This is a genomic window from Mesorhizobium sp. P2_E6, assembly GCF_056403835.1.
Map to the genome: position 1 here is coordinate 131469 of NZ_JBFUEQ010000001.1, position 24743 is coordinate 156211.

The window sequence follows — 24743 nt, forward strand, 5'->3', positions numbered from 1 at the left end:
AACACGGTCGGCGGTTGCGTTGTCACGCAACCGTCCGACCCGGTCGGTTTCGCGGCAGCCGATTGCGCTTCCCATGCGATGGTAGGCGACGCCATCGCTGGAAAACCATGCAAATCCATGACGAGCCAAACGCCAAGACTGATCCTCGTCCACGAGCCGGAAAAGGTCTGCTTCGACCGTCTCGTCGCCGACGGCCATGCAGCGGAGCGTGCCGCCGAAATCGCCTCCTATCTGGCGCAGTCGACCGATCTCGCCCATGAGTTTGATGCGCTAGCCGCCGCTTGCCAGGCGCGCGGCCTGTCGTTCACGCCGGTGGCGCTGGACGACGCCGCGGGCGTGCTCGCCGGCGAGCATCCCGGCACGACAATGGTCTGGACGCTGACCGACGGCATTGCCTATTTCCGGGGCAGCGCAGCACCCGCCTTGGCGAGGCTCGGCGGGCTCAAGACGATCGGCGCCGACGATGCGCTGTTCGCGCTCTGCCAGGACAAGTTCCGTTCCGGCGCGGTGCTTGGCGCGCTCGGTCTGCCGGTGCCGCAGGCCGGTCTTGCGCGCGACGGCAAATGGCTGGTCGAGCCGCCTGCATCTGCCGCCGGCTGGTTCGTCAAGCCCAACCGGCTAGGCGCCAAGATCGGCATCTGGGCGGATTCGCGCACAAGCGATCTCGGCCACGCACTGGAGCTTAGCCGGCGTGTGTTTGCGGCCTATCGCGACGATGTCGTCGTCCAGCCCTATGTCGCCGGCCGCAATGTGCGCGCCAGTTTCCTCGGCCTGGTGCCGGGCGCCGGGGTCGAAGCGCTTGGCGTGGCCTTTGTCGATTCAGGCGCAGATTTCCAGACCATGGCGGACAGCCTGGCGCTTTACGGCGACACCGGCGAGGCGGCGAAAGCGGCCGGGCACTATGCCGAACCGGAGCTCGTTGCGGTCGCCGACAGCCAGCCGATCGCCGATGTCAGGGTTCGCGCGATCGCCGAGCGGCTGATGAGCGGGCTTGGCCTGCGCGATGTGTTTTCCATCGACCTTCGCGTCGAGGCCGACGACACGGTTCACCTTATCGAGTTCGAGGTCTGCCCCGGCCTGCCTTGCTTCGATTTCCGCGCCTACTGCCGCCAGCAATGGGATCTCGAGCTTGCCGACGCCATGGCCGAAACCGCTGCCAGCCGGCTACTCGGCCAAAACCACCATATTTGAACGCGCGGCGCCCGCGACGAGCGCCCGACATGACATGACAGCCCAAGGCGAACCCGCTATCCCGGCATTCGCTCGAATTTCTGCAACGTGGGATCGATCGTGTCCCATGCATGGCCGCGGATGGCGTATGTGACCACCTGCGGGTCGAATTGGCCGGGGTCGTCAAGGCTGGTCGCGTTGACCGCAATCAGGTCCGGCATGGCCACGAATGTCAGGTAGACCGGCGTTCCACAGGTCGGGCAGAAGGCGTGGACCTTTTCGTTGCCGCTGTCGCCTCTCACACGCCAGGTGGTCGCTTCGCCTGCAATTTTCATGTCGGCGCGCCGGCCGAAGGTCAGATAGGATCCGTGGCCGGTGCCTGCGCGCTTCTGGCAGTCGAGGCACTGGCAGTGGTTCTGGAAGATGGGCTCGCCGCTGGTTTCGTAGCGGATCGCGCCGCATGCACAGCCACCGATATAGCGCTTGGTCATTGTCGTTCTCCACTGGCCTGGTTCTGCATGATATCGCAAGGCATCAGGCCGATTTCGGCTTGGCGAAAAGGTCGATGCCGCTGCCGGTTTCGAGGAAGGATTTCATGCTGGACAGCACCGCCGGCCACCCCTGGCTGACGCCTTTCGCCATGCCGCTGCCGGCTTCGAGTTCGTCATGGGTGACGGTCAGCCGCACCATGGTGTCGTATTCCTCGATGCCGAAAGTCACCCGGCTGTATTGCGAGGGATCGTTGGCCTGCGAAGCGTTCGCCCAGGTGATGACGAGACGGGTCGGCGGCGAGATCTCGACGACCTTGCCGACGAGTTCGACGGTCCGCTCGTCATTGGCGCGGATATGCTCCCATGTCGATCCCGGCTTCCAGTCGGAGACGTTCTCGTGGCCCCAGTAGCGTTTCGCAATGTCAGGCCTGGTTATGGCCTCGAACACTTTTTGCGACGTCGATTTGATGTAGGTAACGTAGACAAAGCTGGTCGTCTCTCTGGTCATTGGTCCTCTCCTTCGAGTTCTTGCTTCAGATCGTGCAGCAGGCTGAGCCGCTGCCGTTCGAATTTCCGCACCCACCGCTCGTAGACTTCGTGCAGCGGCACGGGGTTGATAAAATGCAGTTTTTCCCGGCCGCGCTTGACCGTGCTCACCAGGTTCGCCGCTTCCAGCAGGTCGATGTGCTGGGTGGCGGATTGCCTCGCCATGTCCAGGTTTTCGCAAAGCTGACTGAGCGTCTGCCCGTTCTTCTCGCAAAGAAGGTCAAGCAGCCTTCTGCGTGTCGGGTCGCCCAGTGCCTTGAAAACCTTGTCAGCGTCCATCAGCCTCACTCGTTGGCTTGCGAGGTTGTAATATGCAGGTAAATACCTGCATGTCAACTGGCAACGAATCCGGTCGCCTTCACCTTGGGCGAAAGCGACTCTGGCTCGGCAGTCGTTTGTTGGATGGGCCGGCCATGTGGCGGTCGGTGTCGAACGGCTCCGCCCGGCTGTCGGCCAGGGCATAGTGAAGCTGCCTGGCCTTCAGGGCACCATCTTATCGGAGTGCTCGGCTTGGCCGGGCGGAGTCAAGCGAAGAGGACCGTCAGCACTTCGTCTGACGCTCCGTCAGTTCTGGTCGATGGCCCTCAGATGCCTTCGACGAGCACGATCTCGCCGTCGGCGACCTTCTGGCGGATGGCGACCGCGCGCTGGTATTCCGGCGAGTGGTAGCAATCGTGCGCCATGGCGAGCGATTCGAACTCGATGATGACGTTGCGTGCGCGTCCGACACCCTCGGCCAACTCATGCGCACCGCCGCGCGCCAGAAATTTCGCGCCGAAGCGGTCGAAGGCCAGTTTCGAGGCAGCGACATACTCCTTGTAGCCTTCGGCATCGCGCACATCGACGCGGGCGATCCAGTATCCCTTGGGCATTCTTCTTCTCCCTGTTGCTTACGCTGAGCGCATTTCGGCGATGATCGCTTCGGCCGCTTCTCGTCTGTTGGCCGACGCAACGATCGGCCGGCCAACGACGAGATGGCTGGCGCCGTTGCGGATCGCTTGTGCCGGCGTCACCACGCGCTTCTGGTCGCCATGGTCGGTGCCCGCCGGCCGGATGCCGGGCGTCACCACCGCCATGTCGGGGCCGACGATGCGGCGCACCGCTTCCGCTTCCGCGGCCGAGCAGACGATGCCGCCCATGCCGGCATGCAGAGCCTGTTCCGAACGCCGCAGCACCAGCGTGTGCGGGTCATATTCATAGCCGACGTCGATCATGTCCTGCTCGTCCATCGAGGTCAGCACGCTGACCGCCAGCAGGCAAAGGCCGCTACCCCTGGCCGCCTCCACCGCCGCCGCCATCGCCTTTGGATAGGCGTGGATGGTCAGCATGGTCACGCCCATCTTGACGATGTTCTCGACGCCCTTGGCCACCGTGTGGTCGATGTCGAGCAGCTTCATGTCGAGGAAGATCTTTGTTCCGCCGCTGGCCAGTTCCCTGGCAAAGTCGAGCCCGCCGGCAAAGGCCAGCTGATAACCGATCTTGTAGAAGGAGACGACGCCGTCGAGTTCGCGCACCGCCTGTTCGGCCTCCTGCACGGTCGGTACGTCGAGGCCGACGATCAGTCTTTCCTGCATGGATTTGGCCTTTATCGATGGGGCCTGGATGGATTCTGACCGCATAGTGTCGACGATCACGCCTCGATCCGGGTCGACAGCATGCGCGAGGTTTCGATCAGCGTGCGGCATAGGTGCTCCATCGATTTGTACAGTCTTTCGTCGCGGAAATTGCCGCCCTCGTCGAAGGCGCTGCCGCCTTCCGGCACCGAGCATTCCGGCGTCACCACCTCCATCTGGCAACGCACCAGCACGGCGCGCAGATGGTTGATGCAGCGGATCCCGGCAAAATGCCCGTTGGAGGACGAGCAGAGGCCAGCCACCTTGCCGGCCAGCGGCCTGACCGTCCTGCTGCCGTCCCTGCGCACCCGGCTCACCCAGTCGATCGTGTTCTTGAGCAGCGGCGGGATCGAGCCGTTATATTCGGGCGTGGCGATCAGCAGCCCATCATGGGCGATGACCAGACGGCCAAGTTTCAGGGCATTTACGGGAACGCCCTTTTCCTTTTCCAGATCCTCGTCGAGGATCGGAAGGGGATAGTCGGCGAGCGAGATGCGGGTCACCTCGGCGCCTTGCATGGCGAGCTCCTTTTGCGCCACGTCGGCGGTCTTGCCGCTGTAGGCGCCACTGCGCACCGAGCCGGCGAAGACGAGGATTTTCGGGATCACTGCCATTGGCCAACCTTGTTCCCGGACAGGTACAGCCAGAGGCCGCTCAAATCAACGCACCTGCCCAAAAATCAAAGTCGAAATTCAGGTCGCCCTAATGCGCCTCGCGCCGGTAGATCCACAGCTGCGTCGGCGGGATGTTGCGGAAGATGAAATCGAAATGCTTGACCGTGTAGTCGCCACGGCCGGCCGGGATCGGCGACATCGGTCCGTAGGTCAGCTGCACGATCGGCCGTCCTGCCGGGATGCGGTCGAGCAGGCTCTCGATATAGGCGATGCGCTGGGCGACCGGAAAATTGAGCAGCGGCACGCCGGAAACCACGGAATCGAAGATCATCCCGCTCTGTTCGCCAAGCGTCGCGTTGAGGTTGAAGGCATCGCCCTCGATGACGTTGACGCCGGGATAGAGTTGCCGCAGGTGGCGGACGAAGTCGGTGGAATATTCGACAGCGTAGAGATTTTCGGGTCGCACCCCGAGGGCCAGGATGGCGCGGGTGATGACGCCGGTGCCGGGACCGACCTCGAGCACCGGCAGGCCGGATTTCGGATTGACGATCGAGGCCATCTTGCGGGCGGTGACCGAGCTGGTCGGCACGATCGAGCCGACCGTCTTCGGCTTGTCGATCCAGCCCTTGAAGAATTTGAGCTCGTCGTCGAACTTTTCGGCAAGCGCCTTGCGCAGTCCGGGACGTGTCATGCAAGCTCTCCTCAGCACTCCCCCCAAATTACTTAACATCTGAGCGGCGCAAGGCAAGGCGCGGTCAGACGCATGTCGTGGATAAGATAAGTTTCGTCGCGTCTCAATATGCGACGCATTTCACGAAATCACGCGGCTTGCCTAGAATTCCCATCAGCGCTCGCCGAAGGATTCGAAGAAATCCTTCATGCGGGTGAAAAAGCCACTCGATTGGGGCGAATTATCCTGCGAGGAGAGCTGTTCGAACTCCTCCAACAGCTCGCGCTGGCGGCGAGTGAGGTTCTGCGGCGTCTCGACCGCGGTCTGGATGTAGAGATCGCCGACATTGGGCTGGCGCAGCACCGGCATGCCCTTGCCCTTGAGGCGGAACTGGCGGCCGTTCTGGGTGCCTTCCGGCACCTTCACCTTGGTCTGCGTGCCATCCAGCGTCGTCACCTCGAAGGAGCCGCCAAGGGCGGCCGTCGTCATCGAGATCGGCACCTTGCAGTAGAGATCGGCGCCGTCGCGCTGGAAGAATTCGTGCGGCTTGACCGCCAGGAAAATATAGAGGTCGCCAGACGGCCCACCGCGCAGGCCGGCCTCGCCCTCACTGGCAAGGCGGATGCGGGTGCCGTCCTCGATGCCGGCAGGGATGTTGACCGACAGCGAACGCTCTTCGGTGACGCGGCCCTGACCAGCGCATTTCGGGCACGGATCCTTGATGGTCTGGCCGCGGCCCTGGCATTGCGGGCAGGTGCGCTCGATGGAGAAAAAGCCTTGCGTGGCGCGCACCTTGCCGTGGCCGTTGCACATCGAGCAGGTGACAGGCTGGGTGCCCGGCTTGGCGCCGCTGCCCGAGCATTCCGAGCAGGAGATCGATGCTGGCACGCGGATCTGCGCGGTCTTTCCCGCGTAGGCTTCCTCCAGCGAGATTTCCATATTGTAGCGCAGGTCGGCGCCGCGCTCGCGGCCGCCCGACGAGCGGCGCTGGCGCCCGCCCATCATGTCGCCGAAAATATCCTCGAAAATGTCGGCGAAGCCGCCGGCACCAAAGCCTTGCGCGCCGCCATTCATGCCACCCTGCTCGAAGGCCGCGTGACCGAAACGGTCATAGGCCGCGCGCTTTTGCGGGTCCTTCAGCGTCTCGTAGGCTTCGTTGATTTCCTTGAACTTGTGCTCGCAGGAATGATCGCCGGGATTGCGGTCGGGATGGAACTGCATGGCGAGCTTGCGGAAAGCGCTCTTGAGCTCCTTCTCGTCGGCGCCTTTCTGGACACCCAGCGTTTCGTAGAAATCAGCTTTCATTTTTTCCCGCAGTCCGGATGTTCAACGTCTTGATGCATATGTTGCGTCGTTTGCCGGCACGTTGTCTCGATTTAGGAGCGGTGCTGCCCGGATGCTAGGGCCGGCGCGGTTCTGTCCGTCTTTTTCAGCGATTTTTTCCGCCAGGGTTGCAAAAAAGCCCGGCCTGCGCCGGGCTTTTCGCTTTATCTTGCCGTCAAACGGTTCAGGCCGACTTCTTCTTGTCGTCGTCCTCGTCGATTTCCTCGAAATCGGCATCGACCACGTCACTGTCCTTGGCGGCATCCGCCTTGGCGTCGGCTTCCGCCGCTTCCTTCTGCGAAGCCTCGTACATGGCCTGGCCAAGCTTCATCGAAGCCTCGGCAAGCGCCTGCGACTTGGCCTCGATGTCGGCCGCGTCATCGCCTTCGGCCGCGGCCTTCAGCGCCGTGATCGCATCTGCGATCGCCGTGCGTTCGGCTTCCGAGACCTTGTCGCCATATTCCTTCAGCGACTTCTCGGACGAATGCACCAGCGCCTCGGCCTGGTTGCGGGCCTCGACCACCGCACGCCGCTTCTTGTCGCTCTCGGCGTTGGCCTCGGCGTCCTTGACCATCTTCTCGATGTCGGCGTCCGAAAGGCCACCCGATGCCTGGATGCGGATCTGGTGCTCCTTGCCGGTGCCCTTGTCCTTGGCCGAAACGTTGACGATGCCGTTGGCGTCGATGTCGAAGGTGACCTCGATCTGCGGCACGCCGCGTGGCGCCGGCGGGATGCCGACCAGGTCGAACTGGCCAAGCGCCTTGTTGTCGGCGGCCATTTCGCGCTCGCCCTGGAAGACGCGGATGGTCACTGCGGACTGGCTGTCCTCGGCCGTCGAGAACACCTGGCTCTTCTTGGTCGGGATCGTCGTGTTGCGCTCGATCAGCCGCGTGAACACGCCACCCAGCGTCTCGATGCCGAGCGACAGCGGCGTCACGTCGAGCAACAGCACGTCCTTGACGTCGCCTTGCAGCACGCCGGCCTGGATGGCGGCGCCGAGAGCGACGACCTCATCCGGGTTGACGCCCTTGTGCGGCTCCTTGCCGAAGAACTGCTTCACGATCTCCTGGATCTTGGGCATGCGGGTCATGCCGCCGACCAGGACGACTTCGTCGATTTCGCCAGCCTTCAGGCCGGCATCCTTGAGCGCCGCCTTGCAAGGGTCGATGGTGCGCTGGACGAGGTCGTCGACCAGCTGCTCGAACTTGGCGCGCGTCAGCTTCAGCGTCAGGTGCTTCGGCCCGGTCGCATCGGCGGTGATGAAGGGCAGGTTGATCTCGGTCTGCGTCGTCGACGACAGCTCGATCTTGGCCTTTTCAGCCGCCTCCTTGAGGCGCTGCAGGGCCAGCTTGTCGTTCTTCAGGTCGATGCCCTGTTCCTTCTTGAACTCAGCCGCCAGATACTCGACCAGGCGCATGTCGAAGTCCTCGCCGCCGAGGAAGGTGTCGCCATTGGTCGACTTCACCTCGAACACGCCGTCGCCGATCTCGAGCACCGAAATGTCGAACGTGCCGCCGCCAAGGTCATAGACGGCAATGGTCTTGCCATCCTTCTTGTCGAGGCCGTAGGCGAGCGCGGCCGCGGTCGGCTCGTTGATGATGCGCAGCACTTCCAGCCCGGCGATCTTGCCGGCGTCCTTGGTTGCCTGGCGCTGGGCATCGTTGAAATAGGCCGGAACGGTGATGACCGCCTTCTCGACCTTCTCGCCGAGATAGGCTTCCGCCGTTTCCTTCATCTTCTGCAGGATCATGGCCGAGATCTGGCTGGGCGACTGCTTCTTGTCGCCGGCCTCGACCCAGGCATCGCCATTGTCGCCCTTGACGATCTTGTAGGGGACAAGCTTCTTGTCCTTCTCCGTCACCGGATCGTCATAGCGGCGGCCGATCAGGCGCTTGACCGCGAAGATGGTGTTTTCAGGATTGGTGACCGCCTGGCGCTTGGCCGGCTGGCCGACGAGACGTTCGCCGTCGCCGCTGAAGGCGACGATGGAAGGCGTCGTGCGCGCGCCTTCCGCATTCTCGATCACCTTCGGCTCTTTGCCATCCATGATGGCGATACAGGAGTTGGTGGTGCCGAGATCGATACCGATTACTTTTGCCATTTTTCTAGTCTCTCCGCTAAGCAGGCTCTCAGGACCCGTACAGGCGTTCCGACGAAAGCCCCTGTTCACAAGAAATTCCGTTCCGGCAACCGGCATTCCGGCGCCGAACGGCTTGGCGCGTATATAAGAACAGGCAGCATCGCGCGCAAGCATTCTGCGCAAGGCTTCCATGAACCTTTCCACCTCAGCCCGCGACTGATGTCCAGGTGCCGCATTGTGCGGCCCGGAAAGGAAGCCCCCATGACCATTAACCCAGAGGCTCTGAGGTCTCCGGGAACAACAGGAACTCGGCGCGACCACCGCCTTCGAGACGAGGTCGACGCCCTGGGCTTCCTGTTGATTCCGTTGACCCTGCGTAAGAGCAGGCGTATCGTCAAGATGAGGAAAGCAGACAATTCGATCAGGGAAGAACGTGCCGGACCACCGCGCCTTGCCCTGGTTTGCGCGGCAACGCCGGATGTTTCTCCCGTGGCTAACGGGGGTAGCTTCATGTCTCGCGTCCGCGGCACGTTCGTGTCTTCTCTCAACAGCGGCCTGCGCCACGCCATGCATCCGGGCGGATTGCTGGCGCTGGCACTCACTGCCGGCCTTTGGCTGGGTGACGCAGCACGGGCGCAGGACACCCAGATCATATATCCCGGCTCGATGGCGGTAACCGGTTTTTCCGGCACCATCATTCCCAATTTCGACGAGGGCCTGCCGCCCGGTGTCGATCCGGTCGACGAAACCTTCATCGACACCACGCGCGCCACCTTGCGCGTGTTCGACGTCTCGCATCTCGGCGGGCCGGCCGCCGGCCAGCTCGTCTCCACGCCGCCGCCCTTCGAGGTGACGGCCGAACAGATCGGCCAGGTGTTCGGCCTCACCTATGATGACGGCGTGCGCGACGGTGTTCCGTCGGGCGTTCCCAATCTCTATGCCGGTGCCACCTCGCTGCACGGCATCCGTATCGTCACGCCGGATGCCGATAGCGATGGAAGGCCGGAGCGGCAGCGCCGCGGCGCGGCCGGCGCCACCTTCATGGATGGCCAGTTCGGCACTGAAAACGGTGGCGGGCCGGGTACCATCTGGAAGATCGACGGTATCACCGGCCAGGTCTCCAAGTTTGCCGACATCGACACCAACAGCGGTCCCGGCATCGGCAATCTCACTTTCGATCCCATCCACCGCCAGTTCTTTGCCTCAGACCTCGACACCGGCCTGATCCATCGCATCGACGCCGAAGGCAGGTTGATCGACAGCTTCGACCATGGCGTTGCCGGGCGTCCGGCGCACGGGCTGGCCCCGGTCGCAGACGACGGTTCGGTGATGGACATACAGGGCGCGGCCTTCGACAGCGAAGACCCCGACAGCTGGGGCTACACGCAGGACGAGCGCCGCGTCTGGGGCGTCTCCTATCACGGCGGCCGGCTCTATTATTCGGTTGGCGAAAAGTCGGAAATCTGGTCGGTCGGCATTGCCCGCGACGGCACCTTCGCCGGCGATCCGCGCTGGGAACTGACGGTCAAGGCCGACAAGGACTACGCCGTCACCGACATCGCCTTCGACAACAGCGGCTTCATGTATCTGGCACAGCGCGGCCCGGTCGAAAACCGCTATGATTACAGCCAGTTCGCCGATTCCGGCAAGGGCGAGGTCATTCGCTACTGGCGCGAGAATCCGGACGATCCGGCGACGGAATCGGTCTGGGTCGAAGTGCCGCAGGAATATGCGGTAGGCTTCCCGCAAGGCAACCGGCAGTCGGCCGGCGGTCTCGACCTGCAATATGGCTATGATGCCGACGGCAATCTCGACACCTCGGTCTGCACGCAGACGCTTGTCAACACCGGCGACAAGCTGCGCGACAATCCGGCGCTCGCCGAGCAGCTCGCCGCCGGCGGGCCGCTGGCCGTGCACGGCGTGCAGATCACGCCCAGGGAGCTGGTCAAACCGGCCAACGTGCCGCCCTTCGGCTCCTGGTTCGTCGATTTCGACGGCTATTTCGAAGATCCCGAAGTGGAAGGCCATGTCGGCGACGTCGCGGTCTGGCATCCCTGTGAAGGTCGCGCCGGCTATTATGAAGAAATCCCGGGTGGCTATCTGCCCCCCTTCTACCCGCCGGACTTCCCACCGCCCGGCAATCTGCCTCCCTGTCTCGATGTCGAGGACGTCCAGTACTACTGCACGCCTTCCGGCCTCGAGGCCGATCTCTATCTCCATGACCATGCCGGCTTCGGCGGCGATTCGATCAAGGCCCAGTCCAGGACGCCAGGCGTCGGGGTGACTTCCCCCATGTCGCATGCGCCCGGCACGCCATACACGATCGGCATCACCGGCCACTATCCGGGCGACACAGTCGATGTTGGGCTCTGCTTCTACAGGAAGTCCGACAAGGACAAGGGTGGCTACTACCCTTGCTGCAAGATGACTTTGCCGCTCAGAACCCCAGCCGTCAGCTGCGAACGTTGAGGAGGGGAAGATGAAAAATCTCGCACTTTCCCCGCTCGCAACGAGCAACCAGTCGAAGCAGTCAACCGTCTTGGAGACGATCATGAAACCCCTGTCACTCGCCAGGCGCGGCGCGCGCTGGCTGATGGCGGCCGGTATCGCGGTCGCCACCCTGACCCCGGTGCAAGGCTTCGCCGAAGAGTTCTACACCGTCATTACGGAGCCCAGACTCGACCTCGACAATCCGCGCATCATCAATCCGGAGCCGGGCCGGGTCGTGCCTTTTTTCACCAAGAAGGGCACCCAGAGAGGCTGCGACTATGTCGTCTATTCCCTGAGCTTCGGCCTGCGCGGCGACCCGCAGGGTTTTGCCGACCCTGGCTTCGCGGCCAGACTGAAAAAGGCGCGACTCGACTTCAAGGACCAGCTTCCGCACGGCCTTGAGATCGTCAACGTCAATGTGTCCGGCGACGGCACGGATGCGGCCGGCGGACCACTGCCGGGTGCAACGATCAGCACATCGGCAAATCCCAACGACACGGCGACGGTTTCCGATTTCCGGATTTCCGCCTCCGATCTCGACGGCGTCGGCGCTCCCAACGAGCGCGTCATCACCTTCCAGATCACGGCCAAGATCGACCATGCGGCGTTTCCTTCGCCGACCATCGTCGACAACCAGGGCATGATCAAGGTGACGCCGGAAGCCGGCACGGGGATCATCATCTCGTCGCAGGATCCGAGCAAGCCCGACGACGGCGACTTCAAGACCGGCGAAAAGACCTCGATCAAGATCGATGTCACCAAGTGCAATCCGCCACCGCCGCCTCCCGGCAAGGAATGCTTCAAGGTGGAGCGCGGCACGGTTGATTGCGTGCCCGGTGGCGGCGCCTTCATCTACCACATGCCGGTCGGCCCGGAGATGGGCGGCAAATGGGTGCAGGTGTCGACGACGACACCCGGCATCACCATCATCCCCGACACCCAGCTGGTGCCGGCGGGCGGCGGCGTGCTCAACTGGAAGATCGTTGGCGCGTCACCCGGCGATGTCATCCACCTCATCGTCACCGGCATCGAAACCTATGCCGGCCCGGAGGAAGGCTGGGGCCTGTGCTGCACGCAGACCATCGACATCGTCATCCCGCGCGACCAGAGATGCCCGCCCAAGGACAAGGAACCGGACCTCAAGGTTGAAAAGCGTGCCGAAGTCCAGCGTTGCACGATGGGCGGCGGCTGCGACTTCACCATCAGGGTGACCAATGTCGGCACCGGTGCCTATCACGGCAAGATCGTGCTCGACGAGGTGACGCTGCCGGCCGGCTCGACGCTCAATTCAGGGCCCAATCCGCCCTGGGTCTGCGTACCCGGCACCACCCCGATGACGTGCACCTATCCGGTGACCACGCTCAATCCGGGAGCCTTCGTCGACCTCAAGCTTGGCTTCAAGCCGGCTGGCGGCTGGCAAGGCAGCGTGCTGCGCAACTGCGCCACCTACAATTATGCGGCCAGCGGCAAGTCGCTGTTCGGCAGCCAGTCGAACGATCGCGGCTGTGCCTCGATCCCGATCTGCCGGCGTGGCGATCGTGATCGCGAATGCCAGCCACCGGTCGAAAAGAAGGTCGACCTGATCCTCAAGAAGCGTGCCCGCACCGAGGTCTGCACGGCCGACGGCATCTGCACCTTCGTGATCGATATCATCAACAACGGCACCTTCACCTACAATGGGCCGCTGACGGTGATCGACAGCTATCCAGGCGGCGCGCCGGCCTCCTCGACCTTCGGCCCGACCCCGCCATGGACATGCGGCCCGACCGGCCCCGGCCAGTTCCGCTGCGACAATGCGGGCATCTCGCTCGCACCGGGCGCCTCGACGCCGATCTTCGTCAAGGCGGTCATGCCGACCGGCTATCAGTCCGACACGGTGGAGAACTGCGCCGAGGTGAAGGCCATCCCCGGTGAAACCGACCTCACCAACAACAAGGCCTGCGCCAAGGAACGCATTCGTCACCCCAATGGCGGCAAGCCCGCCTTGCGCATCACCAAGGTGTGCAATGGCTCGCTGGCCGGTGCCGCGGTCGTCTCTTGCCGCATCACCGTCGTCAATGCCGGCACCGCTGCCCCCACCGGTCCGGTGCGGGTCAACGACGCCGCCACGCTGGTGGCGGGCGGCGCGCCCGTCCAGATCCAGACCGTCACCCCCGACGGCGCGGAATGGGCGTGCGGACCGGTTCCGGCCAATACGCTGTCGTGCCAGATTCCCGGTGCCGTCATGACACCTGGAACCAGCCGTCACTTCGACGTGACGGTTTCGGCGAACGGCGAGTTCGAGAACTGCGCGCGGGGTTCGTATGGTCCGGCCCCCGGCGACGACATCGTCTATCCGATCGGCCAGGCCTGCGCCAAGGGCGGCGGCTCTTCGATCATCCGCGTCGAAAAGACCGGCGACCGCGAATGCAAGCTCGGCCAGCCCTGCTCGTTCGAGATCACCATCACGAATGACGGGACGAGCCCCTTCTCCGGTCCGGTTCGCATCGGTGATGCGATCGGCGTCGAAGGTCTCGGCAGGTTGGACGGCGTTGCGATCACCTCGATCGATCCGCCTTTCGGCTGCTCGCCGGAACCGGCGACCTTGCCACTGTCCTGCATTGCCAACCTGACGCTCGGCGCCGGGGAGAGCCAGGTGCACCAAGTCACCGTGGTCATTCCCGACGACGGCCGCCTGGCCAATCTGCAGGGCAATGTCAGCGGCCAGAACTGCGTCGGCGTCCTGTCTCCCGACACACGGGTGCAAGGCGGCGACATGCTTCCCGGCGACCAGGCCAATGTCCAGGGCGACCGCGGCAAGGCCTATGCGTGCCATCCCTTCACCATCACGCATGAGGTGAAGAACGAGTGCTCGCCAGGTTTCGTCATGAACGACGCCGGCAGATGTGTCTGCCCGCAAGGCACCACCTTCCGCAACGGCCAGTGCTCGCCCGACGGTGGTGTCATCGTCGAGCCAAAGCCGCGGCCCTGCGTGCTGCTCGAAGGCCAGATCCGCACCCAGGACGGACGTTGCGTCTGCCCACGCGGAACCGGGCTTCAAAACGGGAAGTGCGTCAAGACCGACAAGCCTGAGCAGTGCACGATCCGCGGTCAGGTCCACAATTCGGACGGCGATTGCGTCTGCCCGAAGGGTACGGAAGTCCGGGGCAATGCCTGCCGTCCGATCCGGCCGAAGCCTGAGCAGTGCACCATCCGTGGCCAGGTCCACAATGCCGATGGCGATTGTGTCTGCCCGAAGGGTACGGAAGTCAGGGGCAATGCCTGCCGTCCGATCCGGCCGCAGCCCGAGCAGTGCACCATCCGTGGCCAGGTCCACAATGCCGATGGTGATTGTGTCTGCCCGAAAGGTACGGAAGTCCGGGCCAATGCCTGCCGACCGATCCGGCCGCAGCCCGAGCAATGCACCATCCGTGGCCAGGTCCACGACGCCAACGGCAATTGTGTCTGCCCGAGGGGTACCGAGGTGCAAGGCAATGCCTGCCGGCGCAAACAGCCGCCGGTGGAGCAGTGCGACATACGCGGCCAGGTCCACAACAAGCGCGGCGAGTGTGTCTGTCCGCGCGGGACCGAGGTGATCGACGGCGCATGCCGCAGATCCAGGCCGCAGGTGGAGGAGTGCGCGCCGGGCTCGCAGATGATCAATGGCCAGTGCCAGCCGATCATCAAGCGGCACTGCCCGGAAGGCACGATCGGGCGCTATCCAAACTGCAGGCCGATCCGTGGCCAATTGGAACCAGGCCTGCTGAACCCGAACGTCCTGCAGCAGCTGCTTCCGCGGCGCAGGACGCAAACTGACCAGCAACAGCAGGGCGATCCGGCTGGAAACATCCAGAACTTGAAGCCGTAACCGTCTGCGCGACACAACCAGAAACCCGCCGGAGCAATCCGGCGGGTTTTGTTTGGACCGGAGCACCGGCAGCCGACATGGGCGGCACGTAGCCTGTGCTGCCAGCCGCCTGCGCACTCGACAAGTCACCTGCGGCGCATTAGGCAGTCGATAGAGTGGCCGGATGAGAAGGGCGCTCGGAAAGGCCGCGCCCATGAGCAAAAAAACCTTGATTGCGCCCTCGGTGCTGGCATCGGATTTTTCCAGGCTCGGCGATGAAGTCGAAGCGGTGGTGGCTGCCGGCGCCGACTGGATCCACCTTGATGTGATGGACGGACATTTCGTCCCCAACATCACCTTTGGCCCGCCGGTGATCAAGGCGATCCGCAACCGCACCAGGGCCTTCTTCGACTGCCATCTGATGATCGCGCCGGCCGACCCCTATCTGGCCGCCTTCGCCGACGCCGGCTGTGACGGCATGACGGTGCATGCCGAGGCCGGGCCGCATCTCGACCGCTCGCTGCAGACCATCAGGAACCTTGGCAAGAAGGCCGGCGTGTCGCTCAATCCGGCAACACCGGAAAGTGCGGTCGAATATGTGCTCGACCGGCTCGATCTGATCCTGATCATGACCGTTAATCCGGGCTTCGGCGGCCAGGCTTTCATTCCGGCGATCGTCGACAAGGTGAAGCGGGTCAAGGCGCTGATCGGCAGTCGGCCGATCCGCATCGAGATCGACGGCGGTGTGTCAGCCGAAACCGCGCCTCTGGTCACTGCCGCCGGCGCCGACGTGTTGGTGGCAGGCGCCGCGATCTTCAAGGGCGGCAGCGTCGACGCCTACCGGCAAAACATCCAGGCGATCAGGACGGCAGCCGACAAGGCAGCCGGCTGATCCACGACGCCAATCCTGTCTTCAAGTCCAATTGGCCGCCAACGGCTCTCATGCCCGGCAGGGTCCGTCAGAGCCTGATTCGCGAAGCATCGAGCCTGGTCGAGACGCCTGATTCGGTCCGTCTTTTGCACGCGGCAGAAAAGCCGATCGCGCGTGCTCACAAGAACAGATGATCCTGCGTGCATACAAAACACGTTAAGTTTCCGAAGGTTGTAGAAATACGCGACTTTGCATCGCTGAACGGCAAAATGCCGTATATATCTTCGTGCTTAAGTACAATAGCGTGATCTTCTGCTTGAGCCTCCGGGGCCAGACGCGATATGGTACGTGTACGAAGGGGGATGCTTCGGACTCGAATTGCCCAAACATAATTTGGGGACAAGGAGTCGCTTTGACATACGGAGCTGCCAATCTGAACGACGACGGCGCAGGGCCCAAGAGCACGCTTGCCAGCACGGTCTATCACCAATTGCGGGATGACCTTCTCGGTGGAGTTCTTGAAGCCGAGAGCAAGCTGCGGGTCGAATGGGTGGTTTCCAAATATGGAGCCGGCGCTTCCCCTGTCCGCGAGGCGCTCAATCGCCTCGCCTCGGAAGGACTTCTCGGCAGGCACGACCAGCGCGGCTTCTTCATTATGCCGGTCAGCGCGGCGGAGCTCGAAGAGTTGACGCGCACCCGTTGCTGGCTCGAGGAACGGGCGCTTCGCGAATCGATCGCCCACCGCACCGCCGAATGGGAAGAACAACTCGTGCTGGCGCTGCATCGCCTGGGGCGTGCGTCACGTCTTTCGCCGCAGAATCACTCGTCGCTCAATCCCGATTGGGAGAAGTTGCACCGCATCTTCCATCGGGTCCTGATTTCGGCCTGCCGGTCGCAATGGCTGGTGGGATTCTGCGAGCAGCTTTCCGATCACGCCTACCGCTACCGGCAAATGGCGAGTGACAGCGAAAGCGCCCAGCGCGACGATTTCGGCGAGCATCGCCGGATCGCCGAATGTGCGCTGGACGGCAATGCCGACGGCGCCGTCGAAGCGCTGATCAATCACTACCAGCTGACCGCTGCCATGTGCATGGAACGCATCAGGCAATCGGAAGGCCTAAAGTCGGTCGCCGGCAAGGCCGCACGCGCCCGGCGATAGCGGCGGGTCCGGCATCTTTTGCAGCCATCCCTGCAGCCCATAGGCGCCACGGGCAAACACCTGTCCGCGGGTCTTGACGGCGCGGCCAAGAACCGCGAACTCTTCGCCGCCCATGCATGCCGCTCGAAAAGCATGCCCGGCGCCGCCGTCACTATCCCCGGGAAGACTTCATGAGCAACCATCTGTTCGACGCGTTCCGTTCCCGGATGCCGGCCCCCGATCGCTTGTTGATGGAAACCGATGATGGCCGCTCGCTGACCTATGGCGATATGCTGGCGCGGTCGGCGCAGCTCGCGCATGCGCTCTTGCAGTTGGATGTCGAGCCGGGCGATCGGGTCGCCGTGCAGGTCGAGAAGAGCCCCGAAGCCGTCCTGCTCTATCTCGCCTGCCTGCGTGCCGGCGCCGTCTTCCTGCCGCTCAACACCGCCTACACGCTGGCCGAGCTGGAGTACTTCTTCGGCGACGCAGCACCACGCCTGGTCGTCTGCGATCCGGCCAGGGCGGCCGACATCGGCGCACTGGCGGAAAAATCGGGCGCCGTCACCATCACGCTCGGCCGCAATGGCGAGGGATCGCTGACGGATCAGGCCTCGCGATTGCCGGCGGACTTCCACGACGTGGTGCGGGCCAAGGACGATCTCGCGGCGATCCTCTACACCTCGGGAACGACGGGCCGCTCGAAGGGCGCCATGCTCAGCCACGAGAACCTTGCTTCGAACGCGCGGGTGCTGGTCGACCACTGGCGCTTCACGGCCGACGACGTGTTGATCCACGCGCTGCCGATCTTCCACACCCATGGTCTGTTCGTTGCCACCAACGTCGTCCTGATGGCCGGCGCCTCGATGCTGTTCGAGCAGAAATTCGACCCGGCCCGCATCGTCTCGCTTTTGCCGCGAGCCACTGCTCTGATGGGCGTACCGACCTTCTACGTGCGCCTGCTGCAGCAGGACGGGCTGGACCGTCAGGCGGCGAAAAGTATCCGCCTGTTCATTTCCGGTTCGGCGCCGCTGCTGGCCGAGACGCACAAGGCCTGGCGTGAGCGAACCGGCCACGCGATCCTCGAACGCTACGGCATGACCGAGACCAACATGAACACCTCGAACCCCTATGACGGCGAGCGGCGTGCCGGCACGGTCGGTTTTCCCTTGCCGGGTGTGGCGCTTCGCATTGCCGATCCCGACACTGGCAGGCCGCTCGCTCAGGGCGAGGTCGGCATGATCGAGGTCAAGGGCCCGAACGTCTTCGGCGGCTATTGGCGCATGCCGGAAAAGACCAAGGCGGAATTCCGCGCCGACGGCTTCTTCATCACCGGCGATCTCGGCATCGTCGACGCCGACGGCTACGTCCACATCGTCGGCCGCGGCAAGGATCTGATCATTTCCGGCGGCTACAACATCTATCCGAAAGAGCTCGAAAGCGAGATCGACGCGCTTGACGGCGTGAGCGAAAGCGCTGTTATCGGCGTTGCCCATCCCGATTTCGGCGAAGGCGTCACCGCTGTCGTCGTGCGGTCGCCGGCTTCGAACATCACCGGAGCCGAAATTCTCGGCGCCATCGCGGAACGCGTCGCAAAATACAAGCACCCGAAGCAGGTGATCTTCGTCGACGAATTGCCGCGCAACACCATGGGCAAGGTGCAGAAGAACCTGCTGCGCGATACCTACAGGGGTCTCTACACATCTTAAGGCTGGACGTGCGCAGGCAGCTCGTCAGCCGCGGTACAGCAGCTCGACTACATGCTCGGCGATCGCCAGGCTTGCCGTCAGGCCGGGGCTCTCGATGCCGAACAGACTGACGATCGGCCCTGTGCCATGGTCGGCCGGACCCTGGATCATAAAGTCGGCCGCAGGCTGGCCCGGGCCGGACAGTTTTGGCCGGACGCCGGCATAGGCCGGCTGCAAGGCGCCGTCGGCAAGATCGGGCCAATAGCGCCTGATCTCGCCGTAGAAGGCCGCACCACGAGCAGGGTCGACCGTGTAATCCACGCTGTCGATCCATTCGACATCCGGACCGAAGCGCGCGCTGCCGCCCAGATCGAGGGTGAGATGGACGCCGAGGCCGCCATTAACCGGCACCGGATAGATCAGCCGCGAGAAGGGTGACCGGCCCGAGAGTGAAAAATAGTTGCCGCGCGCCAGCCATCGCGGTGGAACAAGGCGTTGCGGAAAACCTTCGATGCGGCCGGCGAGAGCCTGCGCATCGAGGCCCGCGGCGTTGACGAAGGCGCCAGCCTTCAGCGCGAAGCCCTCGCCATCGGCATCGTGGGTATCGATCCGGATCCCATCGGCTTCGATCGCCGCTCCGGTAACGGACGTGAGCAGGGCGAAGGATGCACCGGCGGCCTCGGCGTCGCCGCGCAGCGACAGCATCAGTGCCTGGCTGTCGATGATGCCGGTCGATGGCGAGAGCAACGCGCCGGCGCATTGCAGCGCGGGTTCGAGGCTCTCGGCTTGTGCCTGCGTCAAGATTTCGAGATCGCCAACGCCGCAGCTCTGCGCGTTGGCCCTGATCGCGTCCAGCCTGTCCAACTGGCCCGGTTCGACGGCGACGATCAGCTTGCCGGTGCGCGCATGGGCAACATTGTGCTCGCGGCAATAGGCATAGAGCCGCTCGCGGCCTTCGACGCAGAGCCGGGCTTTCAGGCTTCCCGGCGCATAGTAGAGCCCTGCATGGATGACTTCGGAATTGCGCGAACTTGTGCCGGTGCCGATCGCGCCGGCCTGCTCGACCACCAGCACCTCGCGGCCCGACAGGGCGAGCGCCCTGGCGATGGCGAGCCCGACGACACCTGCTCCTGCAATGACGCAATCGATGTCATGCATGGCCTGATATCACCCAGCGCTGTTGGAGCCTGCAAAAACCTTCCCGCCGCCGATCCAGACGCCTCTGATGTCGAGATCGTCCGACAGCGCAACGATATCGGCTGCCGTGCCATTGGCGAAGCGCCCGAGCCGGTGCGACTGGCCGATCGCTTGCGCCGGGTAGAGCGAGGCCATACGCAAGGCCTCGGAAAGCTCGACCCCGACGACGAGGTGGATGAAGCGCACGGCCGAGATCATGTCGAGATCGGCGCCCGCAAGCGTCCCGTCGGCAAGCCGCAGGCTGCCATCCCTGCGGTAGATGGTGCGGCCGTTGAGCGTGAACGAGGTCATATCGGTGCCGATCGGCGCCATGGCGTCGGTGACCAGCACGATTTTGGCCGGCCCCTGCTTGGCGCGCAGCGCGATCTTGATGGTGGCGGGATCGACATGGATCCCGTCGGCGATGAGGCCGGCCGACAGGGAGCCGATATCGATGGCTGCGCCAGCCAGCCCGGGCTCGCGGTTGCCGATCTGGCTCATCGCGTTGAACAGATGGGTGACCATCGAGGCGCCGGCCTCGGCAAAGGTGCTGGCCGTGGCGTAGCCGGTGTCGGAATGGCCGAGGCTGACGACGACGCCGGCCCTGGTCAGCGCCGAGACCCGCGCCGGTTCGACGGATTCCGGTGCGATGGTGGTGAGCAGCACCGGCAGTTTCTGCCGCGCCGCGATCAGCTCCGCCTGGTCGGCGTCCAGCATCGGCCGGATCAGCGCCGGATCATGCGCGCCCTTGCGGGCGATCGACAGATGCGGGCCTTCCAGATGCAGGCCGAGGAAACCCGGCAGCTTCCGCAGCGTCGCGGCTTCGCCGGCGGCGACGGCGGCGGCGGTGATGGCGGGCGTATCGGTGATCAGCGTCACCAGGAGCGCGGTCGTGCCGAAGGGCGCATGCGCCCGGCAGATGGTTTCGAGCGAGGCCACATCGGGGTGGTCGTTGAGCATGACGCCGCCGCCGCCATTGACCTGCAGGTCGACGAAGCCGGGCGCCAGCATGCCGCCGCCGGTCTCGACGATGCGGAGGTCGGAGGCAAGGGCGCCGGCGGGCAGGATGGCCTCGACGAGGCCGTCGCGCACGACGAGTGCTGCGCCGTCGTGCCAGTCGTCACCGTCGAAAATGCGGGCGCCAGTCAGGGCAAAACGGTCGCTCATACGGTCTCCGTCACCTTGCGAAGATTGCGCGGCGTGTCCGGATCGAGGCCGCGATGGCGGGCAAACGCCTCGACGAACATGTAGAAGGAGACGATCAGCGTCAGCGGATCGGTCAGCGGATGGCCCGTGGCGACATGCGGCAGGCGCACGGCGCGCTGGGCAAGTGCGGAGGTGACGAACACCGGCGCACCCTTGGCCGCCAGGCTGTCGGCGGCCTCGGCAACGGAAGGCTCGGATGCGTCACGCGCGGCCAGCGCCAGCACCGGAAAGTCCGGGCCGATCAGCGCCAGCGGGCCATGCATGACTTCGGCCGCACTATAGGCCTCGGCATGCATGCCGCAGGTCTCCTTGAATTTCAGCGCCGCCTCGTTGGCCATCGCCGCCGACGGGCCGCGGCCGAGGATGAACAGCGACTTCTGCTTTTCGATCGTTTCGGACAGCACCGTCATCCAGTCGCAGGCGATCGCCTTGCGGAAATGCTCGGGCAATTCGAAGAGCGCTGCCAGCAGCGCCTCGTCTCCAGTGGCATGCCCCATCAGGCCAAGACCGGCGACGGCGGAATTGATGAAGGTCTTGGTCGCCGCGACGCTGCGCTCCGGTCCGGCCAGGATATCGATCGCATAGTCCGAGGCACGCGCCAGCGGCGAATCGGCGGTGTTGGTGATGGCGATGGTCAGCGCGCCGCCGGCTCGCGCCGTTTCGGCCATGGCGACGATGTCGGGGCTCTTGCCCGACTGCGAGATCGCCAGGCAGGCCGAACCGCCGAGCCTGAGCTCGGCTCCATAGATCGAGGCGATCGACGGACCGACCGATGCGACGGCAAGGCCTGCGGTCAGCTCGACGGCATATTTCATGAAGGTCGCGGCATGGTCGGACGAACCGCGCGCCACGGTGACGACGAATTGCGGGTCGCGTTCGCGGATGCCGCGCCCGGCCTCGGTCAGCACGGCGCCGGAGCCGTCGAGCAGGCGGGCGACGGCCAGCGGGATCTCCTCGATCTCGCGCCGCATATGGGTCATTTCTGTCGACTTGGTCGGCTCAGTCGGCATGGTCGGCTCTGTGGTCATGGTCGGCCCTCTTCGCTCGGCCCTGTCAGCCGCAGTTCGGCGACGAAATCATAGGCGTCGCCCCTGTAGATGGAACGGGTGAATTCGATCACCTTGCCGCTCGCCAGATAGGAGATGCGTTCGATGTGCAGGCCGGCAATGCCCGGCGGCACCTCGAGCAGACGCGCGTCGCCGTCGCCGAGGTTGGCGGCGGAGATGCGCTGCACCGCCCGCACCGGCCGGTTGCCGGTCAATTCCAGCGCCGCATAGAGCGAGGAACCTATTCCCGCCGGGTCGGGCAGCACGCTGGCCGACAGCGAGGCGCGTTCGATCGCCAGCGGCGTGTCGTTGGCGATACGCAGGCGCGCCACCCGCGCCACCAGTTCGTTCGACGACAGGCCGAGCACCATCATCTCGTCGGGCGAGGGCGCGTAAAGGCCGCGGTCGAGCCAGGCCGAACGCACCGCCATGCCGCGCCGCGCCATGTCCTCGGTAAACGAGGTCAGCCGCGACAGCGACTGCTCGACGCGCTCCATGCGCGGCGCCACGAACGTGCCGGAGCCATGGCGTTGCACCAGGATGCCGCCCTTGACCAGGTCCTGCACCGCCTTGCGCACGGTGACGCGCGAAATGTCTGCCTTACTGGCGATGTCGCGCTCCGAGGGCAGTGCGTCGCCCGGTCCGATCAGGCCCCGATTGACGGCGTCCTCGATGCTCTTCCTGAGTTGCAGATAAAGTGGCGCACCGCTTTGCGACGACTGTTTCAGCATGGCGAAGATCTGGTCGGCGGCATCGTTCATCGAGCCGCCTCCGCTGTCCCGGCGAAAAGCCGGGCCGCCATCTGCACGGCGCCGCCCAATGCATCGCCGATCGGCGGCTTCAGCAGCGCCCGGTAGCGGGCCGACAGCCGCGGCGCGTATAGCGGCGCCAGCCCGCCGAGCAGGCACAGCGGCGCGTCGTCCGCAAGGTCGAGCGCGCCGAGTGCGGCTTCGACATCGGCGACCACCCTGTCCAGGATCCAGTTGGCGACGCTGTCGCCCTTTTCGGCATGCTCGAACACCTTGGGCGCGAAGCCGCCGAAATCGCCGGGCTTGGCGTTGGTGGTGAATTCGACAACGTCCTGCGGGTTGTTGCGGAAAACCGCCAGCATGCTCTGCGTCAGCGGCGAACCTTCGCGGACGCCGTCATAGGCAAGCAGCGTCTGTTCGAGCAGGTCGCGGCCGATGCGGGCGCCGCTGCCCTGGTCGCCGACCTGAAAGCCCCAGCCACCGATGGCGCGCGACTTGCCGTTCTTGCGCGCCATATAGGCGGTGCCGGTGCCGAGGATCGCCATGGCGCCGTCGCCGGAGCCGACAGCCCCTTCCAGCGCGATCTCGGCGTCGGTCTCGACACGGCTGATGCTGAACGGCAGGATCGCTTCGAGCTGCTGCCGGTAGGTGCCGACATTGGCGCCGGCAAGGCCGAGAATGGCAGGTGTCTGCGGGATCAGCTCCGGATCCTCGCCGGCGGCGATGAACGCCTGCCGTGCCGCCTCGACGATGTTCGACCGGGCGCCGGTGAGATCGGTGCGGATGTTTGCGGCGCCGCTCTTGGCGCGGCCAATGACGGCGCCATCCGCGGTTGCCAGGGCGGCCCTGCAGCTGGTGCCGCCGCCATCGATACCGAGCACGAAATTCACGCGATTTCTCCTCCGGGCGGATAATACCAATAAAATACCAATAGCCAAGAGTTAATTTCCGTTTCAAAAAGATTAAGCCGTATTTTATTGAAAAACCTAGGCATTTCGTCGGCTGAGCGATTTCCAGCCGGCGAATTCGTTAATGCATGTGGACAAGTGGTATTTTTTTGGTATTGTTTCTCCATTGGAGGAACCGGGATGGCCGAAACGCGCACCGAAGCGCTTCACCAAAATGCCGAGGGGCTGGATATCCAGGCCCCGGACGCCATCCTTTCTTCTTTGGCCGATGCGCAGATCGAGGCCGCAAAGGTCGTGCGCAATGCCATTCCCTCCATCGCCAGGGCGGCCGAGATCATCGCCGGCAGGTTGAGCGGCGGCGGCAAGCTTGCCTACGCCGCGGCCGGCAGTTCAGGCCTGATGGCGCTGGCCGATGCGCTTGAGCTTCCGGGCACCTTCGGCATTCACCGCGACCGCATCGCCATCCTGATCGCCGGTGGCGACGAAGCCTTCCGGACATTGGCCGGCGGGCCGGAGGACGACACCGAGGAGGCAGCAACGGCCGTCATCAATGCTGGCATCGGCAAGGGCGATTGCCTGATTGCCATTTCGGCCAGCGGCACGACGCCCTATGCGGTGCGGGCCATCGAGGAAGCCGCCAATCGCGGCGCCGCCACCATCGGCATCGCCAACAACCGGGACTCGGCTCTGCTGCGGCAGGCCGAAACCGCCATCCTGCTCGAAACGCCGCCGGAACTGATTGCCGGCTCGACGCGCATGGGCGCCGGCACCGCCCAGAAGATCGCGCTCAACATGCTGTCGACGCTGACAGCCGTCCATCTCGGCCATGTGCATGACGGCTACATGGTCAACCTGTTGGCCGACAACATCAAGCTGCGCGACCGCGCTGCGCGCATCGTCGCCGCCGTCAGCGGGCGCGGCAGGGACGAAGCGGCCCGCCTGCTCGAGAAGAGCGGCGGCGCGGTCAAGACCGCCATTCTGCTCGCCGCCGGCGCCGACAGCGCCGATGCGGCGGAGAAACTGCTGGAAGGAACCGGCCAGAAGCTGAGGCCGGCGCTTTCCGCGATCGAGGGGAGCAAGGGGCGCGCTGCCTCTGTTCTCATCAAAACCGAACCTGAAAAAGGTCAACAGGGAGACTGAG

At 64.4% G+C, this 24743-nt stretch carries 21 protein-coding genes; 7 read left to right on the forward strand and 14 right to left on the reverse strand.

The genetic code is table 11. From position 1 onward, the window contains the following. Positions 1–117: 117 nt before the first annotated feature. Complete coding sequence (locus AC1D08_RS00635) at positions 118–1191, forward strand: D-alanine--D-alanine ligase family protein (RefSeq protein ID WP_457150883.1); 1074 nt, start codon at positions 118–120, stop codon at positions 1189–1191. A 56-nt stretch (positions 1192–1247) separates the two neighbouring features. On the opposite strand, the gene AC1D08_RS00640 is transcribed toward AC1D08_RS00635, so the two are convergent. The 9 genes from AC1D08_RS00640 to dnaK form a co-directional block, all read right to left on the reverse strand. Beyond that, positions 1248–1661: a GFA family protein gene (locus tag AC1D08_RS00640; protein ID WP_095083692.1), complete on the reverse strand. Its 414-nt coding sequence runs from the start codon at positions 1659–1661 to the stop codon at positions 1248–1250. Positions 1662–1704: 43 nt separating this feature from the next. Beyond that, complete coding sequence (locus AC1D08_RS00645; protein WP_457150882.1) at positions 1705–2169, reverse strand: SRPBCC family protein; 465 nt, start codon at positions 2167–2169, stop codon at positions 1705–1707. Beyond that, positions 2166–2486, reverse strand: coding sequence for an ArsR/SmtB family transcription factor (locus AC1D08_RS00650; RefSeq protein ID WP_095084355.1), 321 nt, complete (start codon positions 2484–2486; stop codon positions 2166–2168). Before AC1D08_RS00650 ends, AC1D08_RS00645 begins: the two co-directional genes overlap by 4 nt. Positions 2487–2791: 305 nt before the next feature. Beyond that, on the reverse strand, positions 2792–3079 hold the full coding sequence (locus AC1D08_RS00655; protein ID WP_457150881.1) for a DUF1330 domain-containing protein: 288 nt from the start codon (positions 3077–3079) through the stop codon (positions 2792–2794). Positions 3080–3097: 18 nt separating this feature from the next. Next, complete coding sequence (gene pyrF / locus AC1D08_RS00660; RefSeq protein ID WP_457150896.1) at positions 3098–3811, reverse strand: orotidine-5'-phosphate decarboxylase; 714 nt, start codon at positions 3809–3811, stop codon at positions 3098–3100. Between the two features lie 26 nt (positions 3812–3837). Continuing rightward, positions 3838–4434: an NADPH-dependent FMN reductase gene (locus AC1D08_RS00665; protein WP_457150880.1), complete on the reverse strand. Its 597-nt coding sequence runs from the start codon at positions 4432–4434 to the stop codon at positions 3838–3840. A gap of 88 nt (positions 4435–4522) precedes the next feature. Beyond that, on the reverse strand, positions 4523–5125 hold the full coding sequence (gene pmtA / locus AC1D08_RS00670) for a phospholipid N-methyltransferase PmtA (RefSeq protein WP_477422387.1): 603 nt from the start codon (positions 5123–5125) through the stop codon (positions 4523–4525). A 153-nt stretch (positions 5126–5278) separates the two neighbouring features. Then, entirely contained in the window at positions 5279–6409 is a 1131-nt protein-coding gene (gene dnaJ, locus AC1D08_RS00675) for a molecular chaperone DnaJ (RefSeq protein ID WP_457152726.1), read from the reverse strand. A 202-nt stretch (positions 6410–6611) separates the two neighbouring features. Next, positions 6612–8528, reverse strand: coding sequence for a molecular chaperone DnaK (gene dnaK, locus AC1D08_RS00680; RefSeq protein WP_095083681.1), 1917 nt, complete (start codon positions 8526–8528; stop codon positions 6612–6614). Between the two features lie 489 nt (positions 8529–9017). Between dnaK and AC1D08_RS00685 the strand changes: the two genes are divergently transcribed. From AC1D08_RS00685 to AC1D08_RS00705, 5 genes are all read left to right on the forward strand, one after another. Continuing rightward, on the forward strand, positions 9018–10976 hold the full coding sequence (locus AC1D08_RS00685) for an NHL repeat-containing protein (protein ID WP_457152725.1): 1959 nt from the start codon (positions 9018–9020) through the stop codon (positions 10974–10976). Between the two features lie 10 nt (positions 10977–10986). Next, complete coding sequence (locus AC1D08_RS00690) at positions 10987–14844, forward strand: DUF7929 domain-containing protein (protein ID WP_457152724.1); 3858 nt, start codon at positions 10987–10989, stop codon at positions 14842–14844. A 193-nt stretch (positions 14845–15037) separates the two neighbouring features. Then, positions 15038–15715 carry a ribulose-phosphate 3-epimerase gene (gene rpe / locus AC1D08_RS00695; RefSeq protein ID WP_457150521.1) on the forward strand — a complete coding sequence of 226 codons (678 nt, stop codon included), beginning with the start codon at positions 15038–15040 and terminating at the stop codon, positions 15713–15715. A gap of 391 nt (positions 15716–16106) precedes the next feature. Further along, complete coding sequence (locus AC1D08_RS00700) at positions 16107–16853, forward strand: GntR family transcriptional regulator (protein ID WP_457150522.1); 747 nt, start codon at positions 16107–16109, stop codon at positions 16851–16853. Between the two features lie 170 nt (positions 16854–17023). Continuing rightward, positions 17024–18538: a malonate--CoA ligase gene (locus tag AC1D08_RS00705; RefSeq protein ID WP_457150523.1), complete on the forward strand. Its 1515-nt coding sequence runs from the start codon at positions 17024–17026 to the stop codon at positions 18536–18538. 24 nt (positions 18539–18562) lie between these two features. Here the strand turns inward: AC1D08_RS00705 and AC1D08_RS00710 are convergent, their stop codons facing one another. From AC1D08_RS00710 to AC1D08_RS00730, 5 genes are read right to left on the reverse strand one after another with little or no spacing between them, the layout of a single operon-like run. Further along, positions 18563–19675 carry an NAD(P)/FAD-dependent oxidoreductase gene (locus AC1D08_RS00710; protein ID WP_457150524.1) on the reverse strand — a complete coding sequence of 371 codons (1113 nt, stop codon included), beginning with the start codon at positions 19673–19675 and terminating at the stop codon, positions 18563–18565. Positions 19676–19684: 9 nt separating this feature from the next. Further along, positions 19685–20860, reverse strand: a complete 1176-nt coding sequence (gene nagA / locus AC1D08_RS00715; protein WP_457150525.1) for an N-acetylglucosamine-6-phosphate deacetylase — start codon at positions 20858–20860, stop codon at positions 19685–19687. After that, a complete protein-coding gene (locus AC1D08_RS00720; protein WP_457150540.1) occupies positions 20857–21870 on the reverse strand; it encodes an SIS domain-containing protein in 1014 nt (337 codons plus the stop codon). Before AC1D08_RS00720 ends, nagA begins: the two co-directional genes overlap by 4 nt. 53 nt (positions 21871–21923) lie before the next feature. Next, on the reverse strand, positions 21924–22706 hold the full coding sequence (locus tag AC1D08_RS00725; RefSeq protein ID WP_457150526.1) for a GntR family transcriptional regulator: 783 nt from the start codon (positions 22704–22706) through the stop codon (positions 21924–21926). Next, positions 22703–23584, reverse strand: coding sequence for a glucosamine kinase nucleotide-binding domain-containing protein (locus tag AC1D08_RS00730; RefSeq protein ID WP_457150527.1), 882 nt, complete (start codon positions 23582–23584; stop codon positions 22703–22705). Before AC1D08_RS00730 ends, AC1D08_RS00725 begins: the two co-directional genes overlap by 4 nt. A gap of 198 nt (positions 23585–23782) precedes the next feature. Here AC1D08_RS00730 and AC1D08_RS00735 point away from each other — a divergent pair, with 198 nt between their 5' ends. Beyond that, complete coding sequence (locus tag AC1D08_RS00735) at positions 23783–24742, forward strand: N-acetylmuramic acid 6-phosphate etherase (RefSeq protein WP_457150528.1); 960 nt, start codon at positions 23783–23785, stop codon at positions 24740–24742. Position 24743: the final 1 nt, after the last annotated feature.

What these genes read in the sequence shown, in the direction of transcription:
- AC1D08_RS00690 (WP_457152724.1), top strand. Translation starts at nt 10,987, where the DNA reads ATGAAAAATCTCGCACTTTCCCCGCTCGCAACGAGCAACCAGTCGAAG.
- AC1D08_RS00710 (WP_457150524.1), bottom strand. Translation starts at nt 19,675, where the DNA reads ATGCATGACATCGATTGCGTCATTGCAGGAGCAGGTGTCGTCGGGCTC.
- AC1D08_RS00665 (WP_457150880.1), bottom strand. Translation starts at nt 4,434, where the DNA reads ATGGCAGTGATCCCGAAAATCCTCGTCTTCGCCGGCTCGGTGCGCAGT.
- dnaJ (WP_457152726.1), bottom strand. Translation starts at nt 6,409, where the DNA reads ATGAAAGCTGATTTCTACGAAACGCTGGGTGTCCAGAAAGGCGCCGAC.
- AC1D08_RS00645 (WP_457150882.1), bottom strand. Translation starts at nt 2,169, where the DNA reads ATGACCAGAGAGACGACCAGCTTTGTCTACGTTACCTACATCAAATCG.
- AC1D08_RS00640 (WP_095083692.1), bottom strand. Translation starts at nt 1,661, where the DNA reads ATGACCAAGCGCTATATCGGTGGCTGTGCATGCGGCGCGATCCGCTAC.
- dnaK (WP_095083681.1), bottom strand. Translation starts at nt 8,528, where the DNA reads ATGGCAAAAGTAATCGGTATCGATCTCGGCACCACCAACTCCTGTATC.
- pmtA (WP_477422387.1), bottom strand. Translation starts at nt 5,125, where the DNA reads ATGACACGTCCCGGACTGCGCAAGGCGCTTGCCGAAAAGTTCGACGAC.
- rpe (WP_457150521.1), top strand. Translation starts at nt 15,038, where the DNA reads ATGAGCAAAAAAACCTTGATTGCGCCCTCGGTGCTGGCATCGGATTTT.
- AC1D08_RS00720 (WP_457150540.1), bottom strand. Translation starts at nt 21,870, where the DNA reads ATGCGGCGCGAGATCGAGGAGATCCCGCTGGCCGTCGCCCGCCTGCTC.
- AC1D08_RS00650 (WP_095084355.1), bottom strand. Translation starts at nt 2,486, where the DNA reads ATGGACGCTGACAAGGTTTTCAAGGCACTGGGCGACCCGACACGCAGA.
- AC1D08_RS00635 (WP_457150883.1), top strand. Translation starts at nt 118, where the DNA reads ATGACGAGCCAAACGCCAAGACTGATCCTCGTCCACGAGCCGGAAAAG.
- nagA (WP_457150525.1), bottom strand. Translation starts at nt 20,860, where the DNA reads ATGAGCGACCGTTTTGCCCTGACTGGCGCCCGCATTTTCGACGGTGAC.
- AC1D08_RS00685 (WP_457152725.1), top strand. Translation starts at nt 9,018, where the DNA reads ATGTCTCGCGTCCGCGGCACGTTCGTGTCTTCTCTCAACAGCGGCCTG.
- AC1D08_RS00655 (WP_457150881.1), bottom strand. Translation starts at nt 3,079, where the DNA reads ATGCCCAAGGGATACTGGATCGCCCGCGTCGATGTGCGCGATGCCGAA.
- AC1D08_RS00705 (WP_457150523.1), top strand. Translation starts at nt 17,024, where the DNA reads ATGAGCAACCATCTGTTCGACGCGTTCCGTTCCCGGATGCCGGCCCCC.
- AC1D08_RS00725 (WP_457150526.1), bottom strand. Translation starts at nt 22,706, where the DNA reads ATGAACGATGCCGCCGACCAGATCTTCGCCATGCTGAAACAGTCGTCG.
- AC1D08_RS00735 (WP_457150528.1), top strand. Translation starts at nt 23,783, where the DNA reads ATGGCCGAAACGCGCACCGAAGCGCTTCACCAAAATGCCGAGGGGCTG.